The sequence below is a fragment of the Cellulomonas humilata genome (assembly GCF_013359775.1).
In the GTDB taxonomy this organism is placed as follows: domain Bacteria; phylum Actinomycetota; class Actinomycetes; order Actinomycetales; family Cellulomonadaceae; genus Cellulomonas; species Cellulomonas humilata.
The window spans coordinates 319,349-342,571 of the sequence record NZ_JABMCI010000070.1; the positions used below are offsets into that span (position 1 = coordinate 319,349).

Below are 23,223 nucleotides of genomic sequence, written 5' to 3' on the forward strand. Positions count from 1 at the left end.
GCCGGCTGGACCGGACCTGAAACTCCCCCTTGCCAGGATGCACGGTGACAAACTACTTTGTGGTGCAAACCTAGGAGGAGCGATGACGACCGAGCAGCCGCGCGACGCGAGCCCGGCCGGTGCGGACGAGGCACCGGACCCGGCGGACGCCCTCGCGATCATCGCCGCGCAGCGCGCCCGGGCCGAGGGCACCCGCCCGTCGAGCACCTGGATCTTCGGCCTCTGGGGCATCGCCTGGCTGGTCGGGTACGGCGCGATGTGGCTGACCGCCCGCGACGACCGCCGCCCGTCGGTGCTCGCGGTGGTCGTCGCGATCGGCCTCGGCCTGGTGGCCGTGACGCTGACGATCGTGCACGTGCTGCGCCGGACGCACGGGATCGCCGGGGCCGGGGCACGTCAGGGAGCCCTGTACGGCTGGGCGTGGCCGATCGGGTTCGCCGCGCAGAGCCTGATCGTCGCCGGGCTGGGCCGGGCGGGGGCGTCGGACGAGGTGACCGGGCTGGCCGCCAACGCGATCGCCGCCCTGGTGGTGGGCCTGCTGTACCTCGCGGGCGGTCTGCTCTGGCAGGACACGCCGATGTACGTGATCGGCGGCTGGATGGCGCTCGTCGGGGCGGCCGCCGCGCTCACCGGCCTGCCGGGGTCGTACCTGGTCATGGCGCTCGCGGGCGGCGGCGGGATGCTCGTGCTCGGACTCGTCTCGCGGCTGCGGTCCCGTGCCTGACGAGCAGCTGGACCCCGTCATCCACGCGCAGGCGCGGCTCCGGGTCGTCGCCACCCTGGCGTCCCTCGGTGCGCGCGACCGCATCTCCTTCCCGCGGCTGCAGAAGCTGCTCGACATGACCGCGGGGAACCTGTCCACCCACCTGCGCCGACTCGAGGAGGCGGACTACGTGCAGATCACCAAGACCCATGAGGGCCGGACCCCGGCCACGTACGTGGAGCTGACGCTGGCCGGACGGCTCGCGTTCGAGAGGTACACGCAGTCGCTGCGTGCTCTGTTGGGAGGAACGTCATGACCGCCGTCGTGGAGCTGGAGCGCGTCACCCGCACGTTCGGGGCGGTGACCGCGCTGGACGACGTGTCCGTCACGGTCGGCGAGGGGGAGCTGGTCGGGCTGCTCGGTCCCAACGGCGCGGGCAAGACCACGCTGCTCAGCCTGGTCAGCGGCCTGCGCAAGGCCGACTCCGGCACGGTCCGGCTGTTCGGCGGCGACCCCCGCCACGCCTCGTCGCGGATCGCGCTGGGGACCACGCCGCAGGAGACCGGGCTGCCGCCGACGCTGACGGTCGGGGAGGTCGTGGACCTCGTCGCGAGGCACTACCCCGCTCCCATGACGCGGGCCGAGGTGCTCGCGCGGTTCGGGCTCGAGGAGCTGGTCGCGCGGCAGACGGGCGGTCTGTCCGGTGGGCAGAAGCGGCGGCTCGCCGTGGCGCTCGCGCTGGTGGGCCGGCCGCGGCTGGTGCTCCTGGACGAGCCGACCACCGGGCTCGACGTCGAGGCGCGGCACATCTTGTGGCAGGCGCTGCGCGACTACCACGCGGACGGCGCGACCGTGCTGCTGACCAGCCACTACCTCGAGGAGATCGAGGCGCTCGCGGAGCGGGTGGTGGTGATCGGCGGCGGGCGCGTGCTCGCCGACGACACCCTGACCTCGGTGCTCGGGCTCGTCGGGCTGCGCCGCGTGCTCTTCTCGGTGCCGCGCGTTGACGCCGTCGACCTGGCGCGGCTGCCCGGAGCAGCCAGTGCGCAGCAGGGCGCCGACGGGCGCTGGACGGTGCTCGCGTCGGACGCCGACCGCGTGGTGCGCGCCCTCGTCGAGCAGGACGTGCCGTTCGAAGGCCTGGAGGTGCGCGGTGCCTCGCTGGAGGAGGCGTTCCTCACGCTCACGCAGAAGAAGGAGGAGGTCGTCCGATGAGCACCGTGCTCGCCCCACGCCCGTTCTGGTCGCTGGCCGTCCTGCACGCCAGGTTCCAGTTCCTGGAGACCGTCCGCATCCCCATCGCGGTGATCGGCAACCTGCTGTTCCCGTCGCTGGCGCTGCTGTTCTTCGTCATCCCGCAGCGGGCGGTCGCCGACGACCCAGGGATCGCCACCGCCGCGATCGCGCAGCTCGGGGTGTTCGCGGTGATGTCCACGTGCCTGTTCTCGTTCGGCGTGGGGGTCTCCGAGGACCGTGCGCTGCCGTTCGACCCGTTCCTGCGCACGCTGCCCGCGGGCGCCGGACCGCGGCTGGTCGGACGCGTGCTCAACGGCGTGCTCTGGTCCTACCTCGCCCTGGTGCCGCTGGTCCTGCTCGGGACGTTCCTCACGGCGGCCACGCTCACCCCCGGCCAGGCGGTCGCGGCGATCGCGATGGTGCCCGCCGTGGCGGTGCCGTTCCTGCTGCTCGGGCTGGCGATCGGGTACCGGCTGAGCTCGAAGGCCGCGATCGCGGTGGTCCAGGCGACGCTGTTCCCGCTCGCGTTCGCCGGCGGGCTGTTCCTGCCGCCGGAGGCGTTCCCGGGGTGGCTGGACACCCTGTCGAAGTTCCTGCCGTCGCGGGCCGCCCGTGACCTGGCCGTGCAGGCGGTGACCGGGTACGAGGCCTACGCGGGGGCGCTCGTGGTGATCCTCGCGTGGACGGCGGTGTTCGCGGCCCTCGCCGTGACGGCGTACCGCCGCGACGAGGGCCGCCGGTTCCACTGAGCCCTACTCGAACCGTCGCAGCCGCAGGGAGTTGCCCACCACCAGCACCGACGAGAGCGCCATCGCGGCGCCCGCGATCATCGGGTTGAGCAGGCCGAGGGCGGCCAGCGGGATCGCGGCGACGTTGTAGGCGAACGCCCAGAACAGGTTCTGCTTGATCACGCGGAGGGTGCGCCGGGACAGCCGGATCGCGTCGCCGGCGGAGCGCAGGTCACCGCGGACCAGCGTGATGTCGGCGGCCTCGATGGCCACGTCGGTGCCGGTGCCCATGGCAAGGCCAAGGTCGGCGGTGGCCAGGGCGGCGGCGTCGTTGACCCCGTCGCCGACCATCGCGACGCGCGCGCCCTCGGCCTGCAGCCGGGCCACGACCGCGACCTTGTCGGCGGGCAGCACGTGGGCGATGACGTCGTCCTCGGAGATCCCGACCTCGCGCGCGGCCGCGCGGGCCGCGCCCGCGTTGTCGCCGGTGAGCAGGACCGGGCGCAGGCCGAGCGCGCGGAGCTCGGCGACCGCCTGCGCGGAGGTCGCCTTGACCGGGTCGCGCAGCACCAGCACGCCGCGTGGCGAGCCGTCCCAGGCGACCATCACCGCGGTGGCGCCGTCGGCCTCGGCGGCGTCGAACGGGCCCTGGAAGCCGGTCGGGTCGATGCCCTGCTCCGTCAGCCACGCGGGCTTGCCGACGAGGACGCGACGACCCAGCCCGACGCCCGCGTGCGCGGTGCGGACCACGCCGGAGACGCCGTGCCCGGCCTCGGCGCGGAAGTCGAGCACCTGGTCGGAGCCGATGATGACGCCGTCGCCCCCGGTCGGGCCGTCCGTGCGGCCGGCGGCCGCGGCGATGGCCTGACCGATCGGGTGCTCGGCGAGCTGCTCGACGGCGGCGGCGTACCGCAGGACCTCGTCCCCGCCGACCACCTGGACCAGGGACATCCGGCCCTCGGTCACGGTCCCCGTCTTGTCCAGCACGACGGTGTCGATGGTGCGGGTCTGCTCGAGGATCTCGGGGCCCTTGATGAGGATGCCCCGCTGCGCGCCGCGGCCGGTGCCGACCAGCAGCGCGGTGGGCGTGGCCAGGCCGAGGGCGCAGGGGCACGCGATGATCAGCACGGCGACCGCGGCGGTGAACGCGGCCTGCACGCCCGAGCCGGTGAGCAGCCAGGCGGCCAGCGTGCCGAGCGCGAGGACGAGCACCACGGGGACGAAGACCGCGGAGATCCGGTCGGCGAGCCGCTGCACGGGGGCCTTGCCGGTCTGCGCGGCCGCGACCAGCCGGCCGATCTGCGCCAGCCGCGTCTCGGCGCCCACGCGGGTGGCCCGCACGACGAGCGCGCCGGAGGTGTTGATCGTCGCGCCGGTGACCTCGTCGCCGGGGCCGACGTCGACCGGCACGGGCTCGCCCGTGAGCAGCGAGGTGTCCAGCGCGGAGGTGCCGCTGACCACCAGCCCGTCGGTGGCCACCTTCTCCCCCGGACGCACGACGAACTCGTCGCCGACGACCAGCCGGTCGACGGGGACACGCCGCTCGATGCCGTCGACCAGCAGCGACGCGTCCTTGGCGCCCAGGTCCAGCAGCGCGCGCAGGGCGTCGCCCGCACGGCGGCGCGACCGGTGCTCGGCGTACCGGCCGGCCAGCAGGAACGTGGTGACGACGGCCGCGACCTCGAAGTACAGCTCGGGGACCGTCATGCCCTCCTCGGCCGCCCGGGGCCAGAGCGTGGGCGTCATGGTCATGCCGGGCTCGCCGGCTCCGCCGACCAGGAGGGCCCACAGGGACCACGCCGTCGCGGCGATGATGCCGATGGAGACCAGCGTGTCCATGGTCGAGGCGCCGTGCCGGGCGGCCCGGAACGCGGCGCGGTGGAACGGCCAGGCCGCCCAGGTGACCACGGGCATGGCCAGCGCGGCGACGACCCACTGCCAGCCGGTGAACTGGAGCGCGGGGATCATCGAGATCAGCAGGACGGGGACCGTGAGCACCGCGGCGACGCGCAGCCGGCTGCGCAGGTCGTTGCCGCGGGTGTCGGTCGGGGCCGACGTGTCCTCGTCGGGGTCCATGTCGTGGCCGGGCGCCATCGAGTGGCCCGAGAGGGCGTGCTCGATCGGGTCCATGTCGGCGTGGTGCGGCTGCTGCTGGTGGGGCGGGGTGACGACCGTGGCGCCGTACCCGGCGGCGCGGACCGCGGCGAGCAGGTCCTCCGTGGCAGTGGGCCCGTCCACGCGGACGTGCGCCGACTCCAGCGGCAGGTTCACGGTCGCCTCGACGCCCGGCAGCCGGTTCAGCTTCTTCTCGACGCGCGCCACGCAGGAGGCGCAGGTCATGCCCTCGATCGCGAGATCGACGGTCCGCTCGGTCCGGGCCTCTGTCTCTGTCACAGCAGTGACCTGCGCGGGGTCACGGCGTAGCCGGCCTCGACGACTGCCGCCGCGATCGCGTCGTCGGCCAGGGGCGTGTCGGAGACGACCGAGACCGTCGACGACCCGCCGACCACCAGCTGGACGGTGACGTCCTTGACGCTCGGCACGGCGGACAGCTCGGAGGTGACCGCGGAGACGCAGTGGCCGCAGGTCATGCCGTCGACGCCGAACGTGGTGGTGATCGTGTTGGTGCTCATGGTGGTGCTCCTTGGTTGGGTGTCTTAGCTGCGGACGAGGCGGGCGATGGCGTCGGAGGCTTCCTTCACCTTCGCCGCTCCCTCCTCGGGGGACTGGCGGGCGGCGTCGACGACGCAGTGCGCGAGGTGGTCCTCGACCAGGCCGATGCTCACGGCCTGGAGGGCCTTCGTGACGGCGGCGACCTGGGTGAGGATGTCGATGCAGTACACGTCCTCGTCGACCATCCGGGCGATGCCGCGCACCTGGCCCTCCACCCGGCGCAGGCGCTTGAGGTAGTCGTCCTTGGCGTCCGTGTAGCCGTGCATGGGGGCCTCTTTCGTCGTCGAGCGGGTGCTCTTTGCGCAACACGATACCCCCATGGGGTATTCCGGACGCAGCCGGGGGGGCAGAATCAGCGGCATGCGGGTCTCGGCGAAGGCGGACTATGCGGTGCGGGCGTGCGCCGAGCTGGCGGCGTCCCCTCACGGGGACCCGGTGCGCGCGGACGACCTGGCCGGCGGGCAGCAGCTCCCGGTCGCGTTCCTGGAGCGCATCCTCGGTGACCTGCGACGCGGCGGCGTGGTGTCCAGCGTCCGCGGGCGGTCCGGTGGCTACCGCCTGGCGCGGCCGGCCGACGAGATCACGCTGGCCGACGTCATCCGCGCGGTCGACGGTCCGCTGGTCACCGTCCGCGACGAGCGGCCCACCGCGCTCGAGTACGGCGGGTCGGCGGAGGCGCTGCTCCAGGTGTGGGTCGCGCTGCGCGTGAGCGTCCGCGACGTGCTCGACCAGGTGACCTTGGCGGCGCTGGTGTCCCGTGAGCTGCCCCCGCACGTGCGGGAGCTCGGCGCCCGCGAGGACGCCTGGCTCAACCCGTAGGGACGGTCAGTCGGTCGGCGCCGTGGCCTGCGCGGCCGCGCGGACGGCGACCGGGAGGGCGGAGACGATCCGGTCCACCGCGGCGTCGTCGTGCGCAGCCGAGACGAACCAGGCCTCGAACGGCGACGGCGGCGCGTACACCCCGGACTCCAGCAGCGAGTGGAAGAACGGCGCGTACCGCCACGACTCGGTGGCCAGCACGGCGTCGTAGTTCCGAGCCCCGTGCGCGGCGGCGTCGGCACCGAAGAACGTGCTGAACAGGTTCCCCGCCCACTGGATCGCGTGCGGCAGACCCTCGGCGGACAGGGCGGCACCCAGCTCGGCGCGCAGCTGCGCGGAGACGGCGTCGACCCGCGCGTACACGTCCAGGTCGGCCAGCCGCAGCGTCGCGAGGCCCGCGGCCGTCGCCACCGGGTTCCCGGACAGCGTGCCGGCCTGGTAGACCGGGCCGACGGGGGCCAGCAGCGCCATGACGTCCCGGCGCCCACCGACCGCGGCGACCGGCAGGCCACCGCCGATGACCTTGCCGAACGTGTGCAGGTCCGCCGACCAGCCCTCGCGCAGGCCCTCGAGCCCCCACCAGCCGGAGTACCCGACCCGGAAGCCGGTGAGGACCTCGTCCTGGATGAGCAGCGCGCCGTGCAGGAGCGTGAGGCGGCGCAGGTTGGCGTTGAACCCGGGCAGCGGCGGGACCACGCCCATGTTGGCGGGTGCGGCCTCGGTGATCACCGCGGCGATGCGGTCGCCGTGCTCGGCGAACGCGGCCTCGAGGGCCTCGACGTCGTTGTAGGGGACGACGATCGTCTCGGCGGCGACCGCGGCGGAGACGCCGGCGGAGTCGGGCAGGCCGAGGGTCGCGACGCCGGAGCCGGCCGAGGCCAGGAGCGCGTCGACGTGGCCGTGGTAGCAGCCGGCGAACTTCACGATCAGGTCCCGGCCGGTGAACGCCCGGGCGAGACGCAGCGCGGTCATGGTCGCCTCGGTGCCGGTGGACACCAGGCGCACCTTCTCGGCCGGGGGGACCCGCGAGCGGATCTCGTCGACGAGGTCCACCTCGGTGACGGTGGGTGCGCCGAAGCTCAGACCGTGTCCGGCGGCCTCGCGGACCGCCTCCACCACCTCGGGGTGCGCGTGGCCGAGGAGGGCCGGGCCCCAGGAGCCGACCAGGTCGACGTACTCGTTGCCGTCGACGTCCGTGACGTAGGCGCCCTGGGCGGACGCGAGGAACCGGGGGGTGCCGCCGACGTTGCCGTACGCGCGGACGGGGGAGTTGACCCCGCCTGGGATGACGGCTTGCGCGCGCGCGAACACCGTCTCGCTCGTCGTCGCGTTGGTGGTGACGCTCATCGGATCTCCTCTGCCAGCCATCCGGCCAGCTCTGTCGCAGAGTACGTAAGCACGTGATCGGCACCGGCACGACGGATGCTGAGCACGGACTCCAGGATCGCCCGTCTGCGCTCGATCCACCCTCTCGCGGCGGCGGCCTCGATCATGGCGTATTCGCCGGACACCTGGTAGGCCGCGACCGGAACTGACGACATCGCGGCCACGTCGGCGAGGATGTCGAGGTACGCCAGGGCCGGCTTGACCATGACGATGTCGGCGCCCTCCGCGATGTCGAGGGCCACCTCGCGGACGGCCTCCCGACGGTTCGCCGGGTCCATCTGGTAGGTCCGGCGGTCGCCGTCGAGCTGCGACTCGACCGCGTCGCGGAACGGACCGTAGAAGGCCGACGCGTACTTGGCGGCGTAGGCCAGCACGGCGACGTCGTCGCGACCGGCCGCGTCCAGGGCGTCCCGCACGTACCCGACCTGGCCGTCCATCATCCCGCTGAGCCCCACCAGGTGGGCGCCCGCCTCCGCCTGCGCCAGGGCCATCTCCGCGTACCGCACCAGGGTCGCGTCGTTGTCCACGGCCCCGCCGGGCGTGAGCACCCCGCAGTGCCCGTGGTCGGTGAACTCGTCGAGGCACAGGTCGGCCTGGACGACGAGCGCGTCCCCCACCTCGGCGACCGTGTCCGCGATCGCGAGGTTGAGGATGCCGTCGGGGTCCGTGGCCTGCGACCCGACCGCGTCCCGCACCGTCGGGATGGCGAAGAGCATCACGCCGCCCAGCCCCGCGCCGGCCGCCTCGGCGACCGCCTTCCGCAGCGAGTCGCGGGTGTGCTGGTAGACGCCGGGCATGGAGCTGATCTCGCGCGGCTCGGCCAGCCCCTCCTTGACGAACACCGGGAGCACCAGCTGCGCGGCGTCGAGGCGCGTCTCGGCGGTCAGGCGGCGCAGCGCCGGGGTGGCGCGCAGGCGCCGGGGGCGGATCCGGCGTGCGTCCGTCATCAGAGCTCCTCGGGGCTGGGGATCGGGCCGGGCAGCACGGTGGTGACCGCGCGGGTCAGGGCGTCGACCATGCCGAGCATCGTCTGCTCGGTCGCGATGCCCGCCAGCGGCAGGCCCAGGCGGGCGGCCTCCGCGGCGGTCGACGGGCCGATGCCGATCAGCAGCGTGGTCGTCGGGGGTGTGCCCAGGCGCGCGGCGAGCTCCCGGACGGTGCTCGCCGAGGTGAGCAGGGCGGCGCGGATGGTGCCGTCGGTCCAGGCCTCGCGGACGTCGTCGGGGGGCGGTGCCGCCGAGATGGTCCGGTAGGCCACGACGTCGGTGACGTCCCAGCCGCGGTCGCGCAGCCCGTCGGTGACCGTCGCCGCCGCCAGGTCGCCGCGGGGGAACAGCACGCGGGCGGGATCGGCGGGTTCCGGCCACGCCTCGACGAGGGCGCGGGAGGAGGACTCGCCGCGCGGCACCAGGTCGGCCTCGACGCCGGCCTCCCGCAGCGCGCGAGCGGTGCCGGGGCCGATGGCGGCGACGCGCACCTTCCCGTCGGCGAGCAGCTGCGTCAGGCTGCCGGCGCTCTCCTGCGCACGGTCCACCAGCACCGGGACCGCGGCCGCGCTGGTGAGCACGAGCCACGAGTACCAGCCCGACTCCAGGGCCAGCAGGGCGTCGTCCAGCTCGGTGGGGTCCTCGGGCGGCACGGTCTCGATGAGCGGCACGACGACCGCCTCGGCGCCGGCGGCGGCGAGCGCGACCTCGGCGGGGCTGCGGCCGGCAGAGGGGCGGGGGACGAGCACGCGCCAGCCGGACAGGGGGAGCACGGGCGGCGCGGTCATCGGGCGGCGCCCAGGACGGCGAGGTCGGCGGCGCCGGCTCCGAGCAGGAGCTCGGCCAGCTCCACGCCCAGGCGGCGGGCGTCGGCGGCGCTGTCCGCGCCGAGCGTGGTCGCGGCGCCGCGGCGCAGGGACGCGGAGCCGTCGGGGCGGGCGATCACCGCCTCGAGGCTCAGCGACCGGCCGTGGTCGGCCAGCTGGGCGACGGCGCCGATGGGCGCGGCACAGCCGGCCTCGAGGCGGGCGAGCAGGGCCCGCTCGGCGACGACGGCCAGGTGGGTGGGTCGGTGGTCGAGCGCGCGCAGGGCCGCGTCGAGGGGGGTGCCGGGCACGCGGTCGGCGGTGCGGACCTCGACCGCGAGTGCCCCCTGCCCGGGCGCGGGGGCCATGACGTCCACGCCGAACGTCTCGGTGACCGCATCGAGGCGGCCCAGCCGGGCCAGACCGGCTCGCGCCAGGACCACCGCGTCCAGGTCGCCCGTCCCGCTGCGCGCGCCCGCCACGCGCCCGAGGCGGGTGTCGACGTTGCCGCGGATGTCGACGACCACGAGGTCGGGGCGGGCGGCGAGCAGCTGGGCGGCCCGGCGCGGGGACCCGGTGCCGACGGTGGCGCCCTGTGGCAGGCCCGCCAGCGTCAGGCCGTCGCGGGCGCAGAGCGCGTCGCTCGGGTCCTCGCGCGGCGGCACGACGACCGAGATGCCGTCGACGTCACCCGTGGGCAGGTCCTTGAGCGAGTGCACCGCGACATCGCAGCGGCCGTCGAGCAGGGCGTCGCGCAACGCGGTCACGAAGACGCCGGTGCCGCCCAGGCTCTGCAGCGAGCCGGTCAGCCGGTCGCCGTCCGTGCGGACGTGGACGGTCTCGAGGGTGAGGTCGCCGCGCCCCAGGGTGGACAGGGCGTCGACCACGTGGCCGGTCTGGGTGAGCGCGAGGGCGCTCGCGCGGGTCCCGACCCGCACGTGCTGGAGCATGCCGTCAGTGTCCCCCTCCGTCGCGGGGATGTCGAAGTGCGGGAGAAGTCCGGGGACTTCCGAGAAAAACTGTGACGCGGTGGTGACAGCCTGTCAGAAAATATCGGCGGAGAATGTGACCTGCGACATTCTTCCACCGTTGGCGACGCGTTGTCAGAAAATGACCCGGTGAATGTCGATCAGAGCACCGAGAGCGCTGCGGCGCGGGCATCGGGGATCACCGACGCGAGCCCGTTGCCGGCCACCCAGGCGCCGCAGACGGCCACCCCCGGCATCGCGTCCACCGCGGCCCGGACGTCGGTCACCACCCGCGCGTGCTCCGCGCTGGGCCGCGGGAGGGCCTGCGTCCACCGGACGGCAGCCTGACCGACCAGCTGGTCCCGGGTCAGCGGGACGCCCAGCAGCGTCGCCGCGTCGCGCAGGGCCAGGTCCACGTCGGGCTCGGGGGCGTCGACGCCCGCCCGGCCGTACGACAGCCGCACGACGTGCCGCCCGGGGCCGGCCGCCCGCGCGAGCCAGGCCCACTTGGCGGTGCCGTGCGTGAGCGCCTTGGCCGTGACGTCGGTGGCCTCGCGCGCGACGAGCACGCCGGTGCCGCGTGGTGCGGCGTCGAGCGCGGGGGCGTCGAGCACCAGCGTGACCAGCGTGACCTGCGCCCCCGGGTCGGGACTGCCGACCGACAGGCCGAGCAGGTCGCGCGCCGCCGGGGTGGCGAGCACCCAGCGGTCCGTGCGCTCGTCGTCCAGGGACGTGACGGTCGCGTGCGTGCGGACCGTGCCCCCGTGCGCCTCGATGTCCGCGACGAGGACGTCCACGAGCACGTGCAGCCCGCCGTCGATCCCCTGCACTGCCGAGCCGGCGGGCGCCGCCGCGCGCAGGCTCCGGACCGCCCGGGAGAGGGAGCCGCGCTCGCGGCGGAGGGCGTCGGGCAGGCCGGGTGAGACCGCGTCGACCGCGAGATCGTCGGGATCGGCTGCGTGCACCCCGCCGACCACGGGCCGCACCAGGCGGTCCAGCACCCGGGCGCCCATGCGTCGGCGGACCAGCTCGCCGAGCGTGTCCGCGTGGGTCGGCGGGAGCGCGAGGTCGAGGCTCGCGCGCAGCGCACCCAGCGGTCCGAGCGTGCGGCGCACGTCGGCCGCCCACGGGTCCGCGGGGATGCCGAGCAGGCCGGTGCGCGGCAGCGGGCCGTCGCCGTGCGGCAGGTGCACCCAGGAGCCGTGCGGCTCGGGCGTGCGGACGCGGTCGGTCAGGCCGAGCTCGTCGAGCAGCGCCGTCACCGTGCCGCCGCGCGTGGCGAAGGACTCCGCGCCGGCATCGAGCCGCAACCCGGCGACCGTGTGCCCGCGGACCGCCCCGCCGGGTGCGTCGCGCCCCTCGAGCACGAGCGTGCGCACGCCCTCGTGGACGAGCTCCCGGGCCGCGACGAGGCCCGCGATGCCGCCGCCGACGACGACCGCGTCCCAGGTCATCGTCAGATCTCGTGGACCAGCTGGGCCACCCGCGTCAGGACGGTCGGGTCGGTCTCCGGCGGCACGCCGTGACCGAGGTTCACCACGTGCCCGGGGGCCACCGACCCGCGCGCGACGACGTCCCGGACGTGCGCCTCCAGCACCGGCCAGGGGGCGGCCAGCAGGGCCGGGTCGATGTTCCCCTGGAGGGGCGTCGTGCCGCCGAGCCGCCGGTTCGCCTCGTCCAGCGGCAGCCGGTAGTCGACGCCGATGACATCCGCACCCACGTCCCGCATGGCGCCGAGCAGCTCGCTGGTGCCGGTGCCGAAGTGGACCTTCTTCACGCCCAGGTCCTGCACGTGGCTCAGTGCGCGGGCCGACGCCGGCGCGACGTGGGCCGTGTAGTCGGCCAGGCCCAGCGAGCCCGCCCACGAGTCGAAGAGCTGCGTCGCGCTGGCGCCGGCCAGCACCTGCGCGCGCAGGAAGGCCCCGGTCACGTCCGCGGCCCACTCGGTGAGCGCGGTCCACGTGGCCGGGTCGGCGTGCATGAGGGTGCGGGCGGCCAGGTGGTCGCGCGACGGCCCGCCCTCGACCAGGTAAGCGGCGAGCGTGAAGGGCGCACCGGCGAAGCCGATCAGGGGTGTGGAGCCGAGGGCCGCGACCGTCAGCGCGACGCCGTCCGAGACCGGCTGGAGCGCCTGCGGGGTCAGCGGGCCGAGGTCGCGCAGGCGCGCCACGTCGTCGGCCGTCCGGACCGCGGAGCCCATCACGGGGCCGACGCCCGGCTTGATCTCCACGTCGACGCCCGCGAGCTTGAGTGGCACGACGATGTCCGAGAAGAAGATCGCCGCGTCCACGTCGTGCCGGCGCACCGGCTGCAGGGTGATCTCGCTGGCCAGCGCCGGGTCCAGGCAGGCGTCCAGCATGGCCGTGCCGACGCGCGCCTCGCGGTACTCGGGCAGGGACCGTCCGGCCTGCCGCATGAACCACACCGGCCGACGCGCGGGCCGCTCGCCGGAATAGGCGCGCACGAGCGAAGAATTCTCCGTGCGGCCGTCGACGAGGGGGTGCGAGGAAGGAAGGATCACGGGTTCGATTGTGCCGGACAATTGTCGAGATGATTAACTCGGGGACGTGGTGCTGCTGTCCCTCGCTGCCAGCCACCACGACCTCGACCTCGATGTGCTGGAACGTCTCTCGTCGGACGTGCAGGCCGTCGCGTCCGAGCTCGTGGGCTCGGTCGCGTCCGTGTCCGGTGCCGTCGTCCTGGCGACGTGCAACCGGTTCGAGCTGTACCTGGAGGTCGACGACGCCGCCGACACCCCGTCGGCTCTGGCCACCGCTGCCGTCGCCGTCGCCGGCCGCTCCGGCTACACCGCCGACCAGGTCTCCGGCCACCTCCGCGTGCGGACCGGGACCGAGGCGGCCGCCCACCTGTTCTCCGTCGCCAGCGGCCTCGACTCCATGGTGGTCGGCGAGCGGGAGATCGCCGGTCAGGTCCGCCGCGCGCTGACCACCGCCCGCCGCGACCGCACCACCACCTCCGGCCTCGAGTCCCTGTTCCAGGCGGCGTCGCGCGTCTCACGCTCGGTCGAGAGCCGGACCGGGCTCGGCGCCACCGGACGCTCGGTGGTCGGCGTCGCGCTGGACATCGCCGAGCAGCACCTGCCCGACTGGTCCGCCGTGCGCTGCGTGCTCATCGGCACCGGCTCCTACGCGGGGGCCTCGCTGGCCGCCCTCAAGGCCCGGGGCGCGCGGGACATCCGCGTCTACTCCGCCTCCGGCCGCGCCGGTTCGTTCGCGGCCGCCCGCGGCGTCCGCTCGCTGCCGGCGTCGGCCGACCTCGCGGCCGAGGTGTCCGACGTGGACCTGGTGGTCGCGTGCAGCGGTGCCGCGGGTGCGGTGCTCGGCGTCGACGCGCTCGCCGCCGCGCGCGTCGGGACGCCGTCCTCGCTCACCGTCGTGGACCTCGCCCTGCGGCACGACGTCGATCCGGGCGTCCGCAGCCTGCCCGGCGTCCGGCTGGTCAGCCTGCACACCGTCGCGGAGCACGCCCCCGCCGAGCACGCCGCGGTGCGCGCCGCGCACGAGGTCGTCGAGGCCGCAGCCGAGGCGTACGAGGCCGACCGTCGGGTGCGCGACTGGAACCCGGCCGTCGTCGCGGAGCGGACCCGCGTGCTCGGCGGGCTCGAGGCCGGCCTGAGCGCGCTGCCCACCGAGCTTCGCGACGAGCGCGCGGAGCGGGCCCTGCGCCGCCGCACCCGTGCGGCGCTGCACGCACCGACCGTCCGCGCCCGCGAGGCGGCCCGCGCCGGTGACGCGGCGACCTACGCGGTCGCGCTGACGGAGCTGGCGTCGATCCCGGTGCCGGCCGTGGCGGCCAACGCGCACTGAGCCTGCTGGGGCGCTGACCACGTCCTTGTGATCGCTCAGAGGACGGATACCGAGCTCAACGACATGGTCGTCGGCGATCCGGAGGTGGAGCGTGCCGGGCCTGGACGGGGGGGAGGGCCAGGCCCGGCACGCGTTCCGCGAGGGTCACAGCAGCTGTGGCGTGACCCTGGTGAGGAACCCTCGGGATGATGCGCTCAGGAGCGCACCACCTGCTGTCGGGGGGCAGCAGGTCCGGGGGCCCAGGTGTGAGGGACCACCTGGTTGGTCTGGATGTCGGTCAGCTCGGCGGCGTAGACGATGCCCTCGTACACGCCGGCCTCGACGCGGTTGAGGTGCAGACGCTCGGCACGCTCGATGTCGTCGCCCAGGTGCGAGATGCGGGCGACGACGTAGCGCTGGGCGTCCTGCCACTGGTCGACGACCCGGACGCTCAGGCCGTTCCAGCGGGCCGTCAGGTCCAGCTCGAACAGCTCGGTGACGTCCTCGCGGGCCACACGGCGGTACCAGCGGCCCGACGGCGACTGGTGGAACCCGGTCTCGGCCAGCGGGGGGTTGGCCAGGGCGAGGACCACGGTGTGGCCGTTGTCGACCACGTCGGCCTCGAGGTAGGCGCCGTGCCACTTGGCGACGGGCCCGACGCAGCGGGACAGGGAGGCGAGCGAGGGGCGGGGCGCGCCCAGCTGCGTGACGGTCCAGCCGGCGCCGACGTCGCCGTAGCGGGCCAGCAGCGTGGACGTGCCGTTGTCGTAGATGCGGATGAGCTCGGCGCCCGGGGGGATGCGGGAGTGGCGGAGCCACCACAGCGGCAGGATGTAGCCCGGCACGTCGCGGTACTGGAGCTGCGGGGACGACTCGAAGCGCAGCACGTCGATCGAGCGGTCGTACGGGCTGAAGGGGGAGCCCTCATAGCCCAGGCCGTGCACCTCGAACAGCTGGGCCGGAGTCGTCGCGAAGGCGACGTCCTCGGCGCGCACCACGTACCCCGCCAGACGATCGTGCCCCGCGGTGAGGTGAGCGCGGGTGAGCGCTGGCGTGATCGCCTTCTGCATGAGCGTCACGATGGGCTTCCTTGCCAGAAAAGGGATGAACCGGATGTTTCCGACCGGTCGGTGCACGATTGTGCAACCCAAATAGGGCACGTGTCCAGGAGGGATCACTCATTTGAGTGAAGATGCAGGTCAGAGGCCCTGAGAGCGGTCCCGTCGAACCGATTCGCCTTCCGTCGGGCGGCAGGCATAAGTGGCAAAGTGGACGCCCCGCGTTCACCCGAACGGCCTAGTTGCTCTGGCGGTCCGTCAGGCGTCGAGGTATACGACCAGATCGCCCGCCAGTCCCGTGTAGGACGCGGGCGTGAGGGCGGCGAGGCGCGCGGCGACGTCGTCGGGAAGCCCGAGCCCGCCGATGAACTCGCGCATGTCGGCGGCCGTCAGGCGGCGGCCCCGGGTGAGCTCCTTGAGCCGCTCGTACGGGTTCTCCATACCGGTGACGCCGGCCACCGACGCGGCGCGCATCGCCGACTGCACGGGCTCGCCGAGCGTCTCCCAGTTCTCGTCGAGCTCGCGCGCCAGCAGGGCCGTGTCGACCGACAGCGCGCGCAGACCGCGGGCCACGTTGTCGATGGCCAGCAGCGAGTGCCCGAAAGCGGGACCGATGTTGCGCTGCGTGGTGGAGTCGGTCAGGTCGCGCTGGAGCCGGCTGGTCACCAGGGTGCTGGCCAGGGTGTCCAGCAGGGCCGACGAGAGCTCCAGGTTGGCCTCGGCGTTCTCGAACCGGATCGGGTTCACCTTGTGCGGCATGGTCGAGCTGCCGGTGGCGCCCGCGACCGGGATCTGGATGAAGACCCCGCGCGAGATGTACGTCCACACGTCGGTGGCCAGGTTGTGCAGCACGCGGTTGAACCGCGCGACGTCGGCGTACAGCTCGGCCTGCCAGTCGTGCGACTCGATCTGCGTGGTCAGCGGGTTCCAGGTCAGGCCCAGGTGCTCGACGAACGTCTTGCTGACCGCGGGCCAGTCCGCACCCGGGACCGCGACGACGTGGGCCCCGTACGTGCCGGTCGCGCCGTTGAGCTTGCCCAGGTACTCGTCGGACGCGATCCGCCGCAGCTGGCGCCGCAGCCGGTGCGCGAGGACCGCGAGCTCCTTGCCGAGCGTCGTCGGCGTCGCCGGCTGCCCGTGCGTCAGCGCCAGCATCGGCTGGTCCTTCAGCTCGTGCGCGAGCCCCGCGACCTGGTCGACGAGCTCCGTCGCCGCGGGTGCCCAGACGTCCTGCACCGCACCGCGGACCATCAGCGCGTACGACAGGTTGTTGATGTCCTCGCTCGTGCACGCGAAGTGCACCAGCTCGCCGACGTCCCGCAGCGCCGACCCCTCGGGCGCGGACGCGAGCCGGCTCTTGAGGAAGTACTCCACCGCCTTGACGTCGTGCACGGTGATCTTCTCGATCGCGGCCAGCTCCGCGACCTCGTCGGGACCGAAGGTGTCGACGACGTCCCGCAGGTACTGCTCGTCGGCCGCCGTGAGCGTGGGGGCGCCCGGGACGACTGGGCTTCCCGAGTACCCCGCCAGGTGGATCAGCCACTCGACCTCGACGTGCACCCGCTCGCGGTTGAGCGCGGCCTCGCTCAGGTGGTCGACCAGCGGCGCGACGGCGGCACGGTAGCGACCGTCGAGGGGGCCGAGCGCGATGGGGGGCGTGACGTCCGCGAGCCGGACACGAGAAGGCATGGGGCCAGTGTCCCAGAGCGGTCCGGTCGCGTGCGGCGGTGTCCGAGGACGCGGTCAGTAGCCTGACCCCACCGGCGCATCCCGTCGGTTCCCGACGACGAGGAGCTCCGTGGCGCCCCCAGCACGCAGGCCCGGCGCGGTCCTGCTGGTCGGCGCGTTCGTGGTGGTCGCGGTCGTCGGAGCCGCGCTGGCAGGTCCGTTCCGGCTCGGCCGGCGCAACGCGGTCCGTGAGCCGTTCACGTTCCCTCCGCCGGTGCTCGCGACGAGCACCGCCACCCCGATCCCCGTGGAGACGCCCCTCGACGGCGAGCTGGTGTCGCTGGGGGGCCAGCGCTGGGTCTACCTGCTGCTCACCGCGATCATCGGTGCGCTCATCGTGATCGGTGTCGGGCTGCTGGTGCGGCGGATCCGGGAGCTGTTCGGCCGGCGGGCACCGCAGGAGGTGGACTCGGCGGCGCCGGACATCGAGCTCGGTGGTGACGTCGTGGACAGTGCGACGCCCGCGCTGCGCGAGGGGGTCCGGCGGGCCGCGCAGGTGCTCGAGGACGAGGTGCCGCCCGGGGACGCGGTGATCGCCGCCTGGGTCGCGCTGGAGGCGTCGGCTGAGCGCAGCGGGCTCGTGCGGGACCGCGCGCAGACGGCGACGGAGTTCACCGTCGAGGTGCTCGATGCCACTCGGGCGGACCCGGACGCGACCCGCGCGCTCTTGCAGCTGTACCTGGCGGCGCGGTACTCCGAGCACGTGCTCACCCCCGAGGACGTCGCGCGCGCCAGGGACAGCCTGGCCGCGATCGCCGACGACCTCGGCCGACGGCCGGAGGAGGACGCATGAGGTGGTGGGACTGGCGACCGCTCGCCGGGTTGGCCGTCGGCTTCCTCGGAGCGTGGGCGGCGGGGCTGGCCGTGCAGACGTCCGCGCTGCTCGGCCTGATGGTCGCCGTCGGGGTGCTGCTGCTCACGCGCCTGGACGGCACCCCGGACCCCGGGTGGACCCGTGATCGCCTGGACCGCCGGCACGGTGCGCGTGGCGAGGTGCAGGACCTGGCGTGGGCGATGGTCGGGCGGGACGGGCGGATCGGCGAGCGCGTGCTGCGGCGGCTGCGCGAGGTGGCGCGGAGCCGGCTCGCCCGGCACGGGCTGACGATCGACGACCCCGGGACCGAGACCCTGCTGGGCACCCGCGCCGTCCGCACCCTGACCCGGACCAGTGCGCCGCTGCCGACCATCGCCGACGTGGCGCACACCCTGGACGTGCTCGACCGCCTCGGACCGAGGCGTGCCACCCCGACCGACGATGGAGCCCCCGCCGATGACTGACCAGCCCACGCCCCTGACCGTCGCGCAGGTCGCGGACCGTGGGAGCGCCGTGCTCGACGAGGTCGCGACGCTCGTCGTCGGCATGCGCGAGCCCCTGAAGGTCGCGCTCGCGGCCATCCTCGGCGGCGGCCACGTGCTCTTCGAGGACGTGCCGGGGCTCGGCAAGACGCTGGCCGCACGGAGCCTGGCCACCGCGCTCGGCCTCGCGTTCCGGCGGGTGCAGTGCACGCCCGACCTGCTGCCGTCGGACATCACCGGGTCCAGCGTCTTCGACCCGGCGACGGCGTCGTTCCTGTTCCGGCCCGGACCGGTGTTCGCGGGTCTCCTGCTGGCCGACGAGATCAACCGGACCGCCCCGAAGACGCAGTCGGCGCTGCTGGAGGCGATGGCGGAGCGGCAGGTGACCGTGGACGGGGAGACGTACCCGCTCCCCGACCCGTTCCACGTGGTCGCGACGTCCAACCCGGTGGAGTACGAGGGCACCTACCCGCTGCCGGAGGCGCAGCTCGACCGGTTCATGGTCCGCGTGGCAGTCGGCTACCCGGAGCGGGACGCGGAGGTCGACGTGCTGTCGCGGCGGCTCGCGCGGCGGCAGGAGATGGGGTCGGTGCGGACCGTCGTCGACGCCCCCACCCTGCGGGCGATGCAGGCAGGGGTCGAGGAGGTCACGGTCGACGGCGACATCCTGCGGTACTGCGTCGACCTCGCGGCGGCCACCCGCACGCACGACGCCGTCGAGGTGGGTGCGTCGCCGCGCGGGTCGCAGGCGCTCGTGCTCGTCGCGCGGTCGCTCGCCGTGCTGAGCGGCCGTGACTTCGTCACCCCCGAGGACGTCAAGGCGGTCGCTGTTCCCGCGCTCGCGCACCGGCTCTCCCTGACCCCGCAGGCGTGGGCCACCGGCACGGCGCCGCAGAAGGTCGTGGCGGACGTGCTGACGCGGGTGGCGGGGCCGACGACGGCGCGACGCGGATGATCTGGGAGCGCTCGCGCGCGACGGCTGCCGGGGTCGTCGTCGGCCTCGCGCTCGTCGCCGTCGGGGCGCTGGCCGGGCGGCCGGACGTCGCGGTGCTCGGCGCGGCGCCACTGGTCGCGGGGGTGTGGGACTGGCGTCGCCGACCGTCGACGGACCCGACCGTGCGGCTGGAGGCGTCGGAGGAGCCGCCCGCCGCCGGGAGCCTGCGCGCCGACATCGTGACCACCGCGCCCACCGACGTGCTGGTCGGGGTGCGCCGCGGGGCGCGCGTGCTCACGGAGGCGTGGGTGCGGGTCGAGCGCTCGCGGCGGCTCCCGCTCGTCGTCCACACGGTCCGGACGGGTCCGCAGGAGGTGGCGTTCGTCGACGTGCAGGGCGTCGGGCCCGGCGCCGCCAGCGTGTCGGAGCCCAGCCCGGTCGCGTCGCGCTCCGCCCTCGTGCTCCCCGCTCCTCGACCGCTCGGCGACCTGCCGCTGCCCCCGCGGCTGCGCGGGCTCACCGGCGCGCACGAGTCCCGACGGCCCGGCGAGGGCGGTGGCCTGCGCGACGTCCACCCGTTCTCGCCCGGCGACCGGCTGCGGCGGATCGACTGGCGCGTCACCGCCCGACGCGCCCCCGACCTGCACGAGCTCTACGTCCGGCGGGAGCACGCGCTCGCGGAGGCGGTCGTGGTGCTCGTCGTGGACTCGCGCGACGACGTCGGCCCCGACCCGATGACCTGGCGCGGCTCGACCCCGGCGAAGGCCGAGGACCCGACGTCCCTGGACCTGGCCCGGCAGGCTGCGACGTCCGCGGCGCAGGGGTTCCTCGACCTGGGCGACCGCGTCGGGCTCGACGACCTCGGCGCGCTGCGCCGACCGCTCCCGCCCGGCGGCGGACGCCGGCAGCTGGACCGCATCCGGCACGCGCTGGCCCTGACCCGGCCGGAGGGGGACCCGCTGCGCCGGCTGCGCGCCCCGCAGATCCCGTCGGGTGCGCTGGTCCTGCTCTTCTCCACGTTCCTCGACGACGAGGCCGCGCTGGTCGCCTCCGTCTGGCGGCGTGCCGGGCACCGCGTGATCGCGGTCGACGTGCTGCCCACCCTGCGCGAGCGCCAGCTGGGCGATCGCGAGCGGCTGGCGATGCGGTTGATCCGGGTGGCGCGCGAGGACCGGCTGGCCGAGCTGGTGGACCTCGACGTCGAGCTGGTGACCTGGCGCGACCAGCCGCACCTCGCGCTCGCGTCCCTGGCTCGGCGGGCGCAGCGGCGGGCGGGGGCGTCGCGATGAGCGAGATCACGCTGGAGCTGGACCGGCCGGTGCCCGCGTGGGCGCTGCGCGCCTCCCTGGCGCTCCTGTCGGCGGCCTCGCTGGCGGTGGTGTGCGCGGGCCCCGGCCCGCGGCCGCCCGCGGTGCTCGTCGCCGGGCTCGTCGCGCTGGTCGGGGCCGCGGTGCTCTCCCCGGGACTCGGTCTGGCCGCGCTCGTGGTGCTCGTCGCCGGGACGCGGCTGCTCGTCGGCGACCCGCCCGCGCTCTCCGTGGTGATGGTCCTCGTCCTGCTCGTGCACCTGACCCTGTGGGCGGGAGCCGTCTGCGCGCGGACGTCGTGGCGGACGCGGGTCGAGGTCGCCGTCCTCGTGCGCGGGCTGCGCGAGGTGGCGGTCGTGCAGGTAGGCGCGCAGCTGCTGACCGTGGTGGCGATGCTGCTGGTCGGCGTGGCGGAGGGCGACCTCTGGCGCGCGGCAGCGCTGGTGGCCGCCCTCACGCTCGCCGCGGTGATGCTTCCGCGACCGACCGCCTGATCCGCCCACAGCCCCCGGGCGCGCACAGGTCAGGTCCACAGGTTCGTCGGGCTTCGTAGCGTCCTGCGCATGCATCGCGACGCCGGACTCCCCCTCGTGCTCCGGGCCCTGGACGACGTCGAGGGCGCGACCCGAGCGCTGCGCGGCGCCGCGCAGACCGAGTGGTCCTCCGACGCCGCCGACCGGTTCCGCATCGCCCTGGACGAGGCCACGGTGTGCGTCGCGCAGGTGCGGACGGTGATCGAGCAGACCGTGCAGCCGGTCGCCGCGAGCGACGTGGAGGCGCAGTCGCTCGCCCCGGCGTGGTACCGGTGAGCGCGGTGGCCGACTGGGCCAGCGGGTACCGCGTCCTCGGCGGTCCCGGCCCGACGGTCGTCGACCTCGAGGAGCTCACCTTCGCGTGCCGGCTGCTGGAGGGCGCCGCGGACCGGCTCGACGCGGCGGCGTGGTCCCTGGGGCTGGCGTCGCGGACGTGCTCCGTGACCCCGGTCGGTGCCGAGGCGCGGCGCGCCCTCACCGACGCCCGGGAGGCGTCCAGCTCGCCGGGTCGGGTCGCGGACCACCTGCGCGAGCTGGCCGCCGCGCTGTGCCGGGTGGTCGAGGTGTACACGGAGGCCGAGTCGATGGCGCACCTTGCCCTGCGGGTGGGTGTCGTCACCACGGCGTCGCAGCTCGGCGAGCAGCCGGTCGCCGCGGGCCTTCTCGGGGCCGCCGGCGTCGTGCTCGGGGTGGCGGCGGTCGGCAGCGTGCTCGCGGGCAGCGTCGGACGCGCCCTGCTCCTGCGCCGGCCCGACCCGGTGCTCCCCTGGCTCGCGCGGCGCCTGGGCCCGGCGGCGCGCGAGACTCCCGGGATGCTCACGGCCGACGGCCGCGCGGAGCTGGGCATCCTGGCGGCCGGCGCGTTCGTTCGCTCGGCGGCGCCCGGGCGCCAGATCCCCAGGCTCCGGCCCGTGCAGGACGCCGCCGGGCTCCTGTCCGGTCTGCTCCCGCCGGCAGGTCCCACGGCTCTCCTGGTGCGGGCGCGTCCTCCGCAGCTGCCCGTGCCACGGACGACCGCGGGAGTGCTGGCCAACGTGGGCCGGAGCTACCAGGACGGCACGGAGACCGGCCTGGCGGGCACCCCCACGGGCGTCATCTCGGTGCAGCAGCTCACGCACCCCGACGGCACGCGCGCCTGGATCGTCGAGATCCCGGGCACGGAGAGCTGGCTGCCCAACGACGTGACGCCGCTGGACCTGACCACCGACCTGCGGCTGCTCGCCGCGCTGTCGGACGACGTGACGGACGCGGTGCTGGACTCGATGCGGCGGGCGGGGATCCGGGCCGACGAGCCGGTGATGCTCGCGGGGCACAGCCTGGGCGGGATGGTCGCCGTGTCGGTCGCCGCGGCCGTCGGGAGCACGTACACCGTGCGCGCCATCGCCACGGCGGGCAGCCCGGACCTCCCCCGGTCTGCACCCGCCGGCGTGGAGGTCCGGCACTACCGGCACACGGGCGACGCCGTCCCTCAGCTCGACGGCACGCCGGACACGACTGCCGGCCGGGTGACGGTGGTGACCCGCGACCTGGACGTGACGGGCGGCCCGCCCGTGCCCGACCCGGTGGGTGCGCACGCGATCGCGCGGTACGTCGAGACCGCGGACGTCGCCGACCGTGAGCTGGCGGGCAGCCCTGGCCTGCGGGCGTTCGACGCCGCCGTCGCGGACGTGCTCGGTCCGCCGGGCACCACGGGAGTGACCCGGCAGTTCCAGGCGACGCGGGACCCGGCGCTCGTCGCCGCGCAGCCGCCGAGGGTGTGGCCTAGTAGCTGACCTCGGTCGACGACGAGCTCCGCGTGCGGTCGCCGGGGATCAGGACCGACAGGACGAGGCTCACGATCGAGACGATGATCGCCCCCCAGCAGGCGGTGCCGAAGTTGTCGATCCGCAGACCCCAGCTGGTCGCCTCGGTGATCCAGGCGGTGAGCATGAGCATGAGCGCGTTCACGATGATGGTGAACAGGCCGAGCGTGAGGATGTACAGCGGGATCGAGATGAACGCGACGATCGGCTTGACGATCGCATTGACGAGCCCGAAGACCAGCGCGATGAGCAGGATGATCCCGAGGGTCTCCCAGTTGCTGTCGCCGCCGACGATGTGGAGCCCCGGCAGGATCAGCGTCGCGAACCAGAGGGCGACTGCGTTGATGAGGACGCGGACGAGGAAGGCCATGCGGTCGATCCTGCCACCGCAGACCGGGGCACTGTCGAGAACTACGGGAGTCGCGTTCTGCGGTCGCGCCGGGGTCCTAGGTGC

At 74.7% G+C, this 23,223-nt stretch carries 25 protein-coding genes; 13 read left to right on the forward strand and 12 right to left on the reverse strand.

Annotation, left to right across the window (positions count from 1 at the left end; translation table 11 throughout):
* The first annotated feature begins 82 nt into the window (after positions 1-82).
* From HP550_RS18570 to HP550_RS18585, 4 genes are read left to right on the forward strand one after another with little or no spacing between them, the layout of a single operon-like run.
* Positions 83-724 (forward strand): hypothetical protein, encoded by a 642-nt coding sequence (locus HP550_RS18570; RefSeq protein WP_175349154.1) that lies wholly within the window; start codon positions 83-85, stop codon positions 722-724.
* The gene (locus HP550_RS18575; RefSeq protein WP_175349155.1) at positions 717-1,019 is read left to right on the forward strand and encodes a transcriptional regulator; all 303 of its coding nucleotides are present in this window, start codon (positions 717-719) and stop codon (positions 1,017-1,019) included. The genes HP550_RS18570 and HP550_RS18575 overlap by 8 nt, the downstream gene beginning before the upstream one ends.
* Complete coding sequence (locus HP550_RS18580) at positions 1,016-1,918, forward strand: ABC transporter ATP-binding protein (protein ID WP_175349156.1); 903 nt, start codon at positions 1,016-1,018, stop codon at positions 1,916-1,918. Before HP550_RS18575 ends, HP550_RS18580 begins: the two co-directional genes overlap by 4 nt.
* The gene (locus HP550_RS18585) at positions 1,915-2,688 is read left to right on the forward strand and encodes an ABC transporter permease (protein WP_175349157.1); all 774 of its coding nucleotides are present in this window, start codon (positions 1,915-1,917) and stop codon (positions 2,686-2,688) included. The genes HP550_RS18580 and HP550_RS18585 overlap by 4 nt, the downstream gene beginning before the upstream one ends.
* 3 nt (positions 2,689-2,691) lie before the next feature.
* On the opposite strand, the gene HP550_RS18590 is transcribed toward HP550_RS18585, so the two are convergent.
* The 3 genes from HP550_RS18590 to HP550_RS18600 are packed head-to-tail and all read right to left on the reverse strand — an operon-like array spanning position 2,692 to position 5,606.
* Positions 2,692-5,061 carry a heavy metal translocating P-type ATPase gene (locus tag HP550_RS18590; protein WP_343048258.1) on the reverse strand — a complete coding sequence of 790 codons (2,370 nt, stop codon included), beginning with the start codon at positions 5,059-5,061 and terminating at the stop codon, positions 2,692-2,694.
* Complete coding sequence (locus tag HP550_RS18595; RefSeq protein ID WP_175349158.1) at positions 5,058-5,300, reverse strand: heavy-metal-associated domain-containing protein; 243 nt, start codon at positions 5,298-5,300, stop codon at positions 5,058-5,060. Before HP550_RS18595 ends, HP550_RS18590 begins: the two co-directional genes overlap by 4 nt.
* Positions 5,301-5,324: 24 nt before the next feature.
* The gene (locus HP550_RS18600) at positions 5,325-5,606 is read right to left on the reverse strand and encodes a metal-sensitive transcriptional regulator (protein ID WP_056086768.1); all 282 of its coding nucleotides are present in this window, start codon (positions 5,604-5,606) and stop codon (positions 5,325-5,327) included.
* Between the two features lie 94 nt (positions 5,607-5,700).
* Here HP550_RS18600 and HP550_RS18605 point away from each other — a divergent pair, with 94 nt between their 5' ends.
* Positions 5,701-6,159 carry an RrF2 family transcriptional regulator gene (locus tag HP550_RS18605; protein ID WP_175349159.1) on the forward strand — a complete coding sequence of 153 codons (459 nt, stop codon included), beginning with the start codon at positions 5,701-5,703 and terminating at the stop codon, positions 6,157-6,159.
* 6 nt (positions 6,160-6,165) lie between these two features.
* Here HP550_RS18605 and hemL read toward each other — a convergent pair whose 3' ends face one another.
* The 6 genes from hemL to hemE all read right to left on the reverse strand — a co-directional run bounded on the left by hemL (position 6,166) and on the right by hemE (position 12,826).
* Positions 6,166-7,506 carry a glutamate-1-semialdehyde 2,1-aminomutase gene (gene hemL / locus HP550_RS18610; protein WP_175349160.1) on the reverse strand — a complete coding sequence of 447 codons (1,341 nt, stop codon included), beginning with the start codon at positions 7,504-7,506 and terminating at the stop codon, positions 6,166-6,168.
* On the reverse strand, positions 7,503-8,492 hold the full coding sequence (gene hemB, locus HP550_RS18615) for a porphobilinogen synthase (protein WP_175349161.1): 990 nt from the start codon (positions 8,490-8,492) through the stop codon (positions 7,503-7,505). Before hemB ends, hemL begins: the two co-directional genes overlap by 4 nt.
* The gene (locus HP550_RS18620) at positions 8,492-9,319 is read right to left on the reverse strand and encodes a uroporphyrinogen-III synthase (RefSeq protein ID WP_175349162.1); all 828 of its coding nucleotides are present in this window, start codon (positions 9,317-9,319) and stop codon (positions 8,492-8,494) included. Before HP550_RS18620 ends, hemB begins: the two co-directional genes overlap by 1 nt.
* Entirely contained in the window at positions 9,316-10,287 is a 972-nt protein-coding gene (gene hemC, locus HP550_RS18625) for a hydroxymethylbilane synthase (protein WP_175349163.1), read from the reverse strand. The genes HP550_RS18620 and hemC overlap by 4 nt, the downstream gene beginning before the upstream one ends.
* Before the next feature lie 179 nt (positions 10,288-10,466).
* Positions 10,467-11,759, reverse strand: coding sequence for a protoporphyrinogen/coproporphyrinogen oxidase (locus HP550_RS18630; RefSeq protein WP_175349164.1), 1,293 nt, complete (start codon positions 11,757-11,759; stop codon positions 10,467-10,469).
* A gap of 2 nt (positions 11,760-11,761) precedes the next feature.
* Positions 11,762-12,826, reverse strand: coding sequence for a uroporphyrinogen decarboxylase (gene hemE / locus HP550_RS18635; RefSeq protein ID WP_175349165.1), 1,065 nt, complete (start codon positions 12,824-12,826; stop codon positions 11,762-11,764).
* A 46-nt stretch (positions 12,827-12,872) separates the two neighbouring features.
* Here hemE and HP550_RS18640 point away from each other — a divergent pair, with 46 nt between their 5' ends.
* The gene (locus HP550_RS18640) at positions 12,873-14,132 is read left to right on the forward strand and encodes a glutamyl-tRNA reductase (RefSeq protein ID WP_175349166.1); all 1,260 of its coding nucleotides are present in this window, start codon (positions 12,873-12,875) and stop codon (positions 14,130-14,132) included.
* Between the two features lie 194 nt (positions 14,133-14,326).
* On the opposite strand, the gene HP550_RS18645 is transcribed toward HP550_RS18640, so the two are convergent.
* Positions 14,327-15,181 (reverse strand): hypothetical protein, encoded by an 855-nt coding sequence (locus HP550_RS18645; protein ID WP_210768312.1) that lies wholly within the window; start codon positions 15,179-15,181, stop codon positions 14,327-14,329.
* 246 nt (positions 15,182-15,427) lie between these two features.
* On the reverse strand, positions 15,428-16,858 hold the full coding sequence (gene purB / locus HP550_RS18650) for an adenylosuccinate lyase (RefSeq protein ID WP_175349168.1): 1,431 nt from the start codon (positions 16,856-16,858) through the stop codon (positions 15,428-15,430).
* A gap of 109 nt (positions 16,859-16,967) precedes the next feature.
* Here purB and HP550_RS23120 point away from each other — a divergent pair, with 109 nt between their 5' ends.
* The 7 genes from HP550_RS23120 (at position 16,968) to HP550_RS18685 (ending at position 22,739) form a co-directional block, all read left to right on the forward strand.
* Complete coding sequence (locus HP550_RS23120; protein ID WP_175349169.1) at positions 16,968-17,690, forward strand: DUF4129 domain-containing protein; 723 nt, start codon at positions 16,968-16,970, stop codon at positions 17,688-17,690.
* Positions 17,687-18,175: a hypothetical protein gene (locus tag HP550_RS18660; RefSeq protein ID WP_175349170.1), complete on the forward strand. Its 489-nt coding sequence runs from the start codon at positions 17,687-17,689 to the stop codon at positions 18,173-18,175. The genes HP550_RS23120 and HP550_RS18660 overlap by 4 nt, the downstream gene beginning before the upstream one ends.
* Positions 18,168-19,148 (forward strand): AAA family ATPase, encoded by a 981-nt coding sequence (locus HP550_RS18665; protein ID WP_175349171.1) that lies wholly within the window; start codon positions 18,168-18,170, stop codon positions 19,146-19,148. Before HP550_RS18660 ends, HP550_RS18665 begins: the two co-directional genes overlap by 8 nt.
* Positions 19,145-20,416, forward strand: coding sequence for a DUF58 domain-containing protein (locus HP550_RS18670; RefSeq protein ID WP_175349172.1), 1,272 nt, complete (start codon positions 19,145-19,147; stop codon positions 20,414-20,416). The genes HP550_RS18665 and HP550_RS18670 overlap by 4 nt, the downstream gene beginning before the upstream one ends.
* Positions 20,413-20,928, forward strand: a complete 516-nt coding sequence (locus tag HP550_RS18675; protein WP_175349173.1) for a hypothetical protein — start codon at positions 20,413-20,415, stop codon at positions 20,926-20,928. Before HP550_RS18670 ends, HP550_RS18675 begins: the two co-directional genes overlap by 4 nt.
* Before the next feature lie 69 nt (positions 20,929-20,997).
* A complete protein-coding gene (locus HP550_RS18680) occupies positions 20,998-21,243 on the forward strand; it encodes a hypothetical protein (RefSeq protein ID WP_175349174.1) in 246 nt (81 codons plus the stop codon).
* Positions 21,240-22,739, forward strand: a complete 1,500-nt coding sequence (locus HP550_RS18685) for a hypothetical protein (protein ID WP_175349175.1) — start codon at positions 21,240-21,242, stop codon at positions 22,737-22,739. The genes HP550_RS18680 and HP550_RS18685 overlap by 4 nt, the downstream gene beginning before the upstream one ends.
* Here HP550_RS18685 and HP550_RS18690 read toward each other — a convergent pair.
* Positions 22,729-23,139: a phage holin family protein gene (locus HP550_RS18690; protein WP_175349176.1), complete on the reverse strand. Its 411-nt coding sequence runs from the start codon at positions 23,137-23,139 to the stop codon at positions 22,729-22,731. The genes HP550_RS18685 and HP550_RS18690 overlap by 11 nt on opposite strands.
* Positions 23,140-23,223 lie beyond the last annotated feature (84 nt).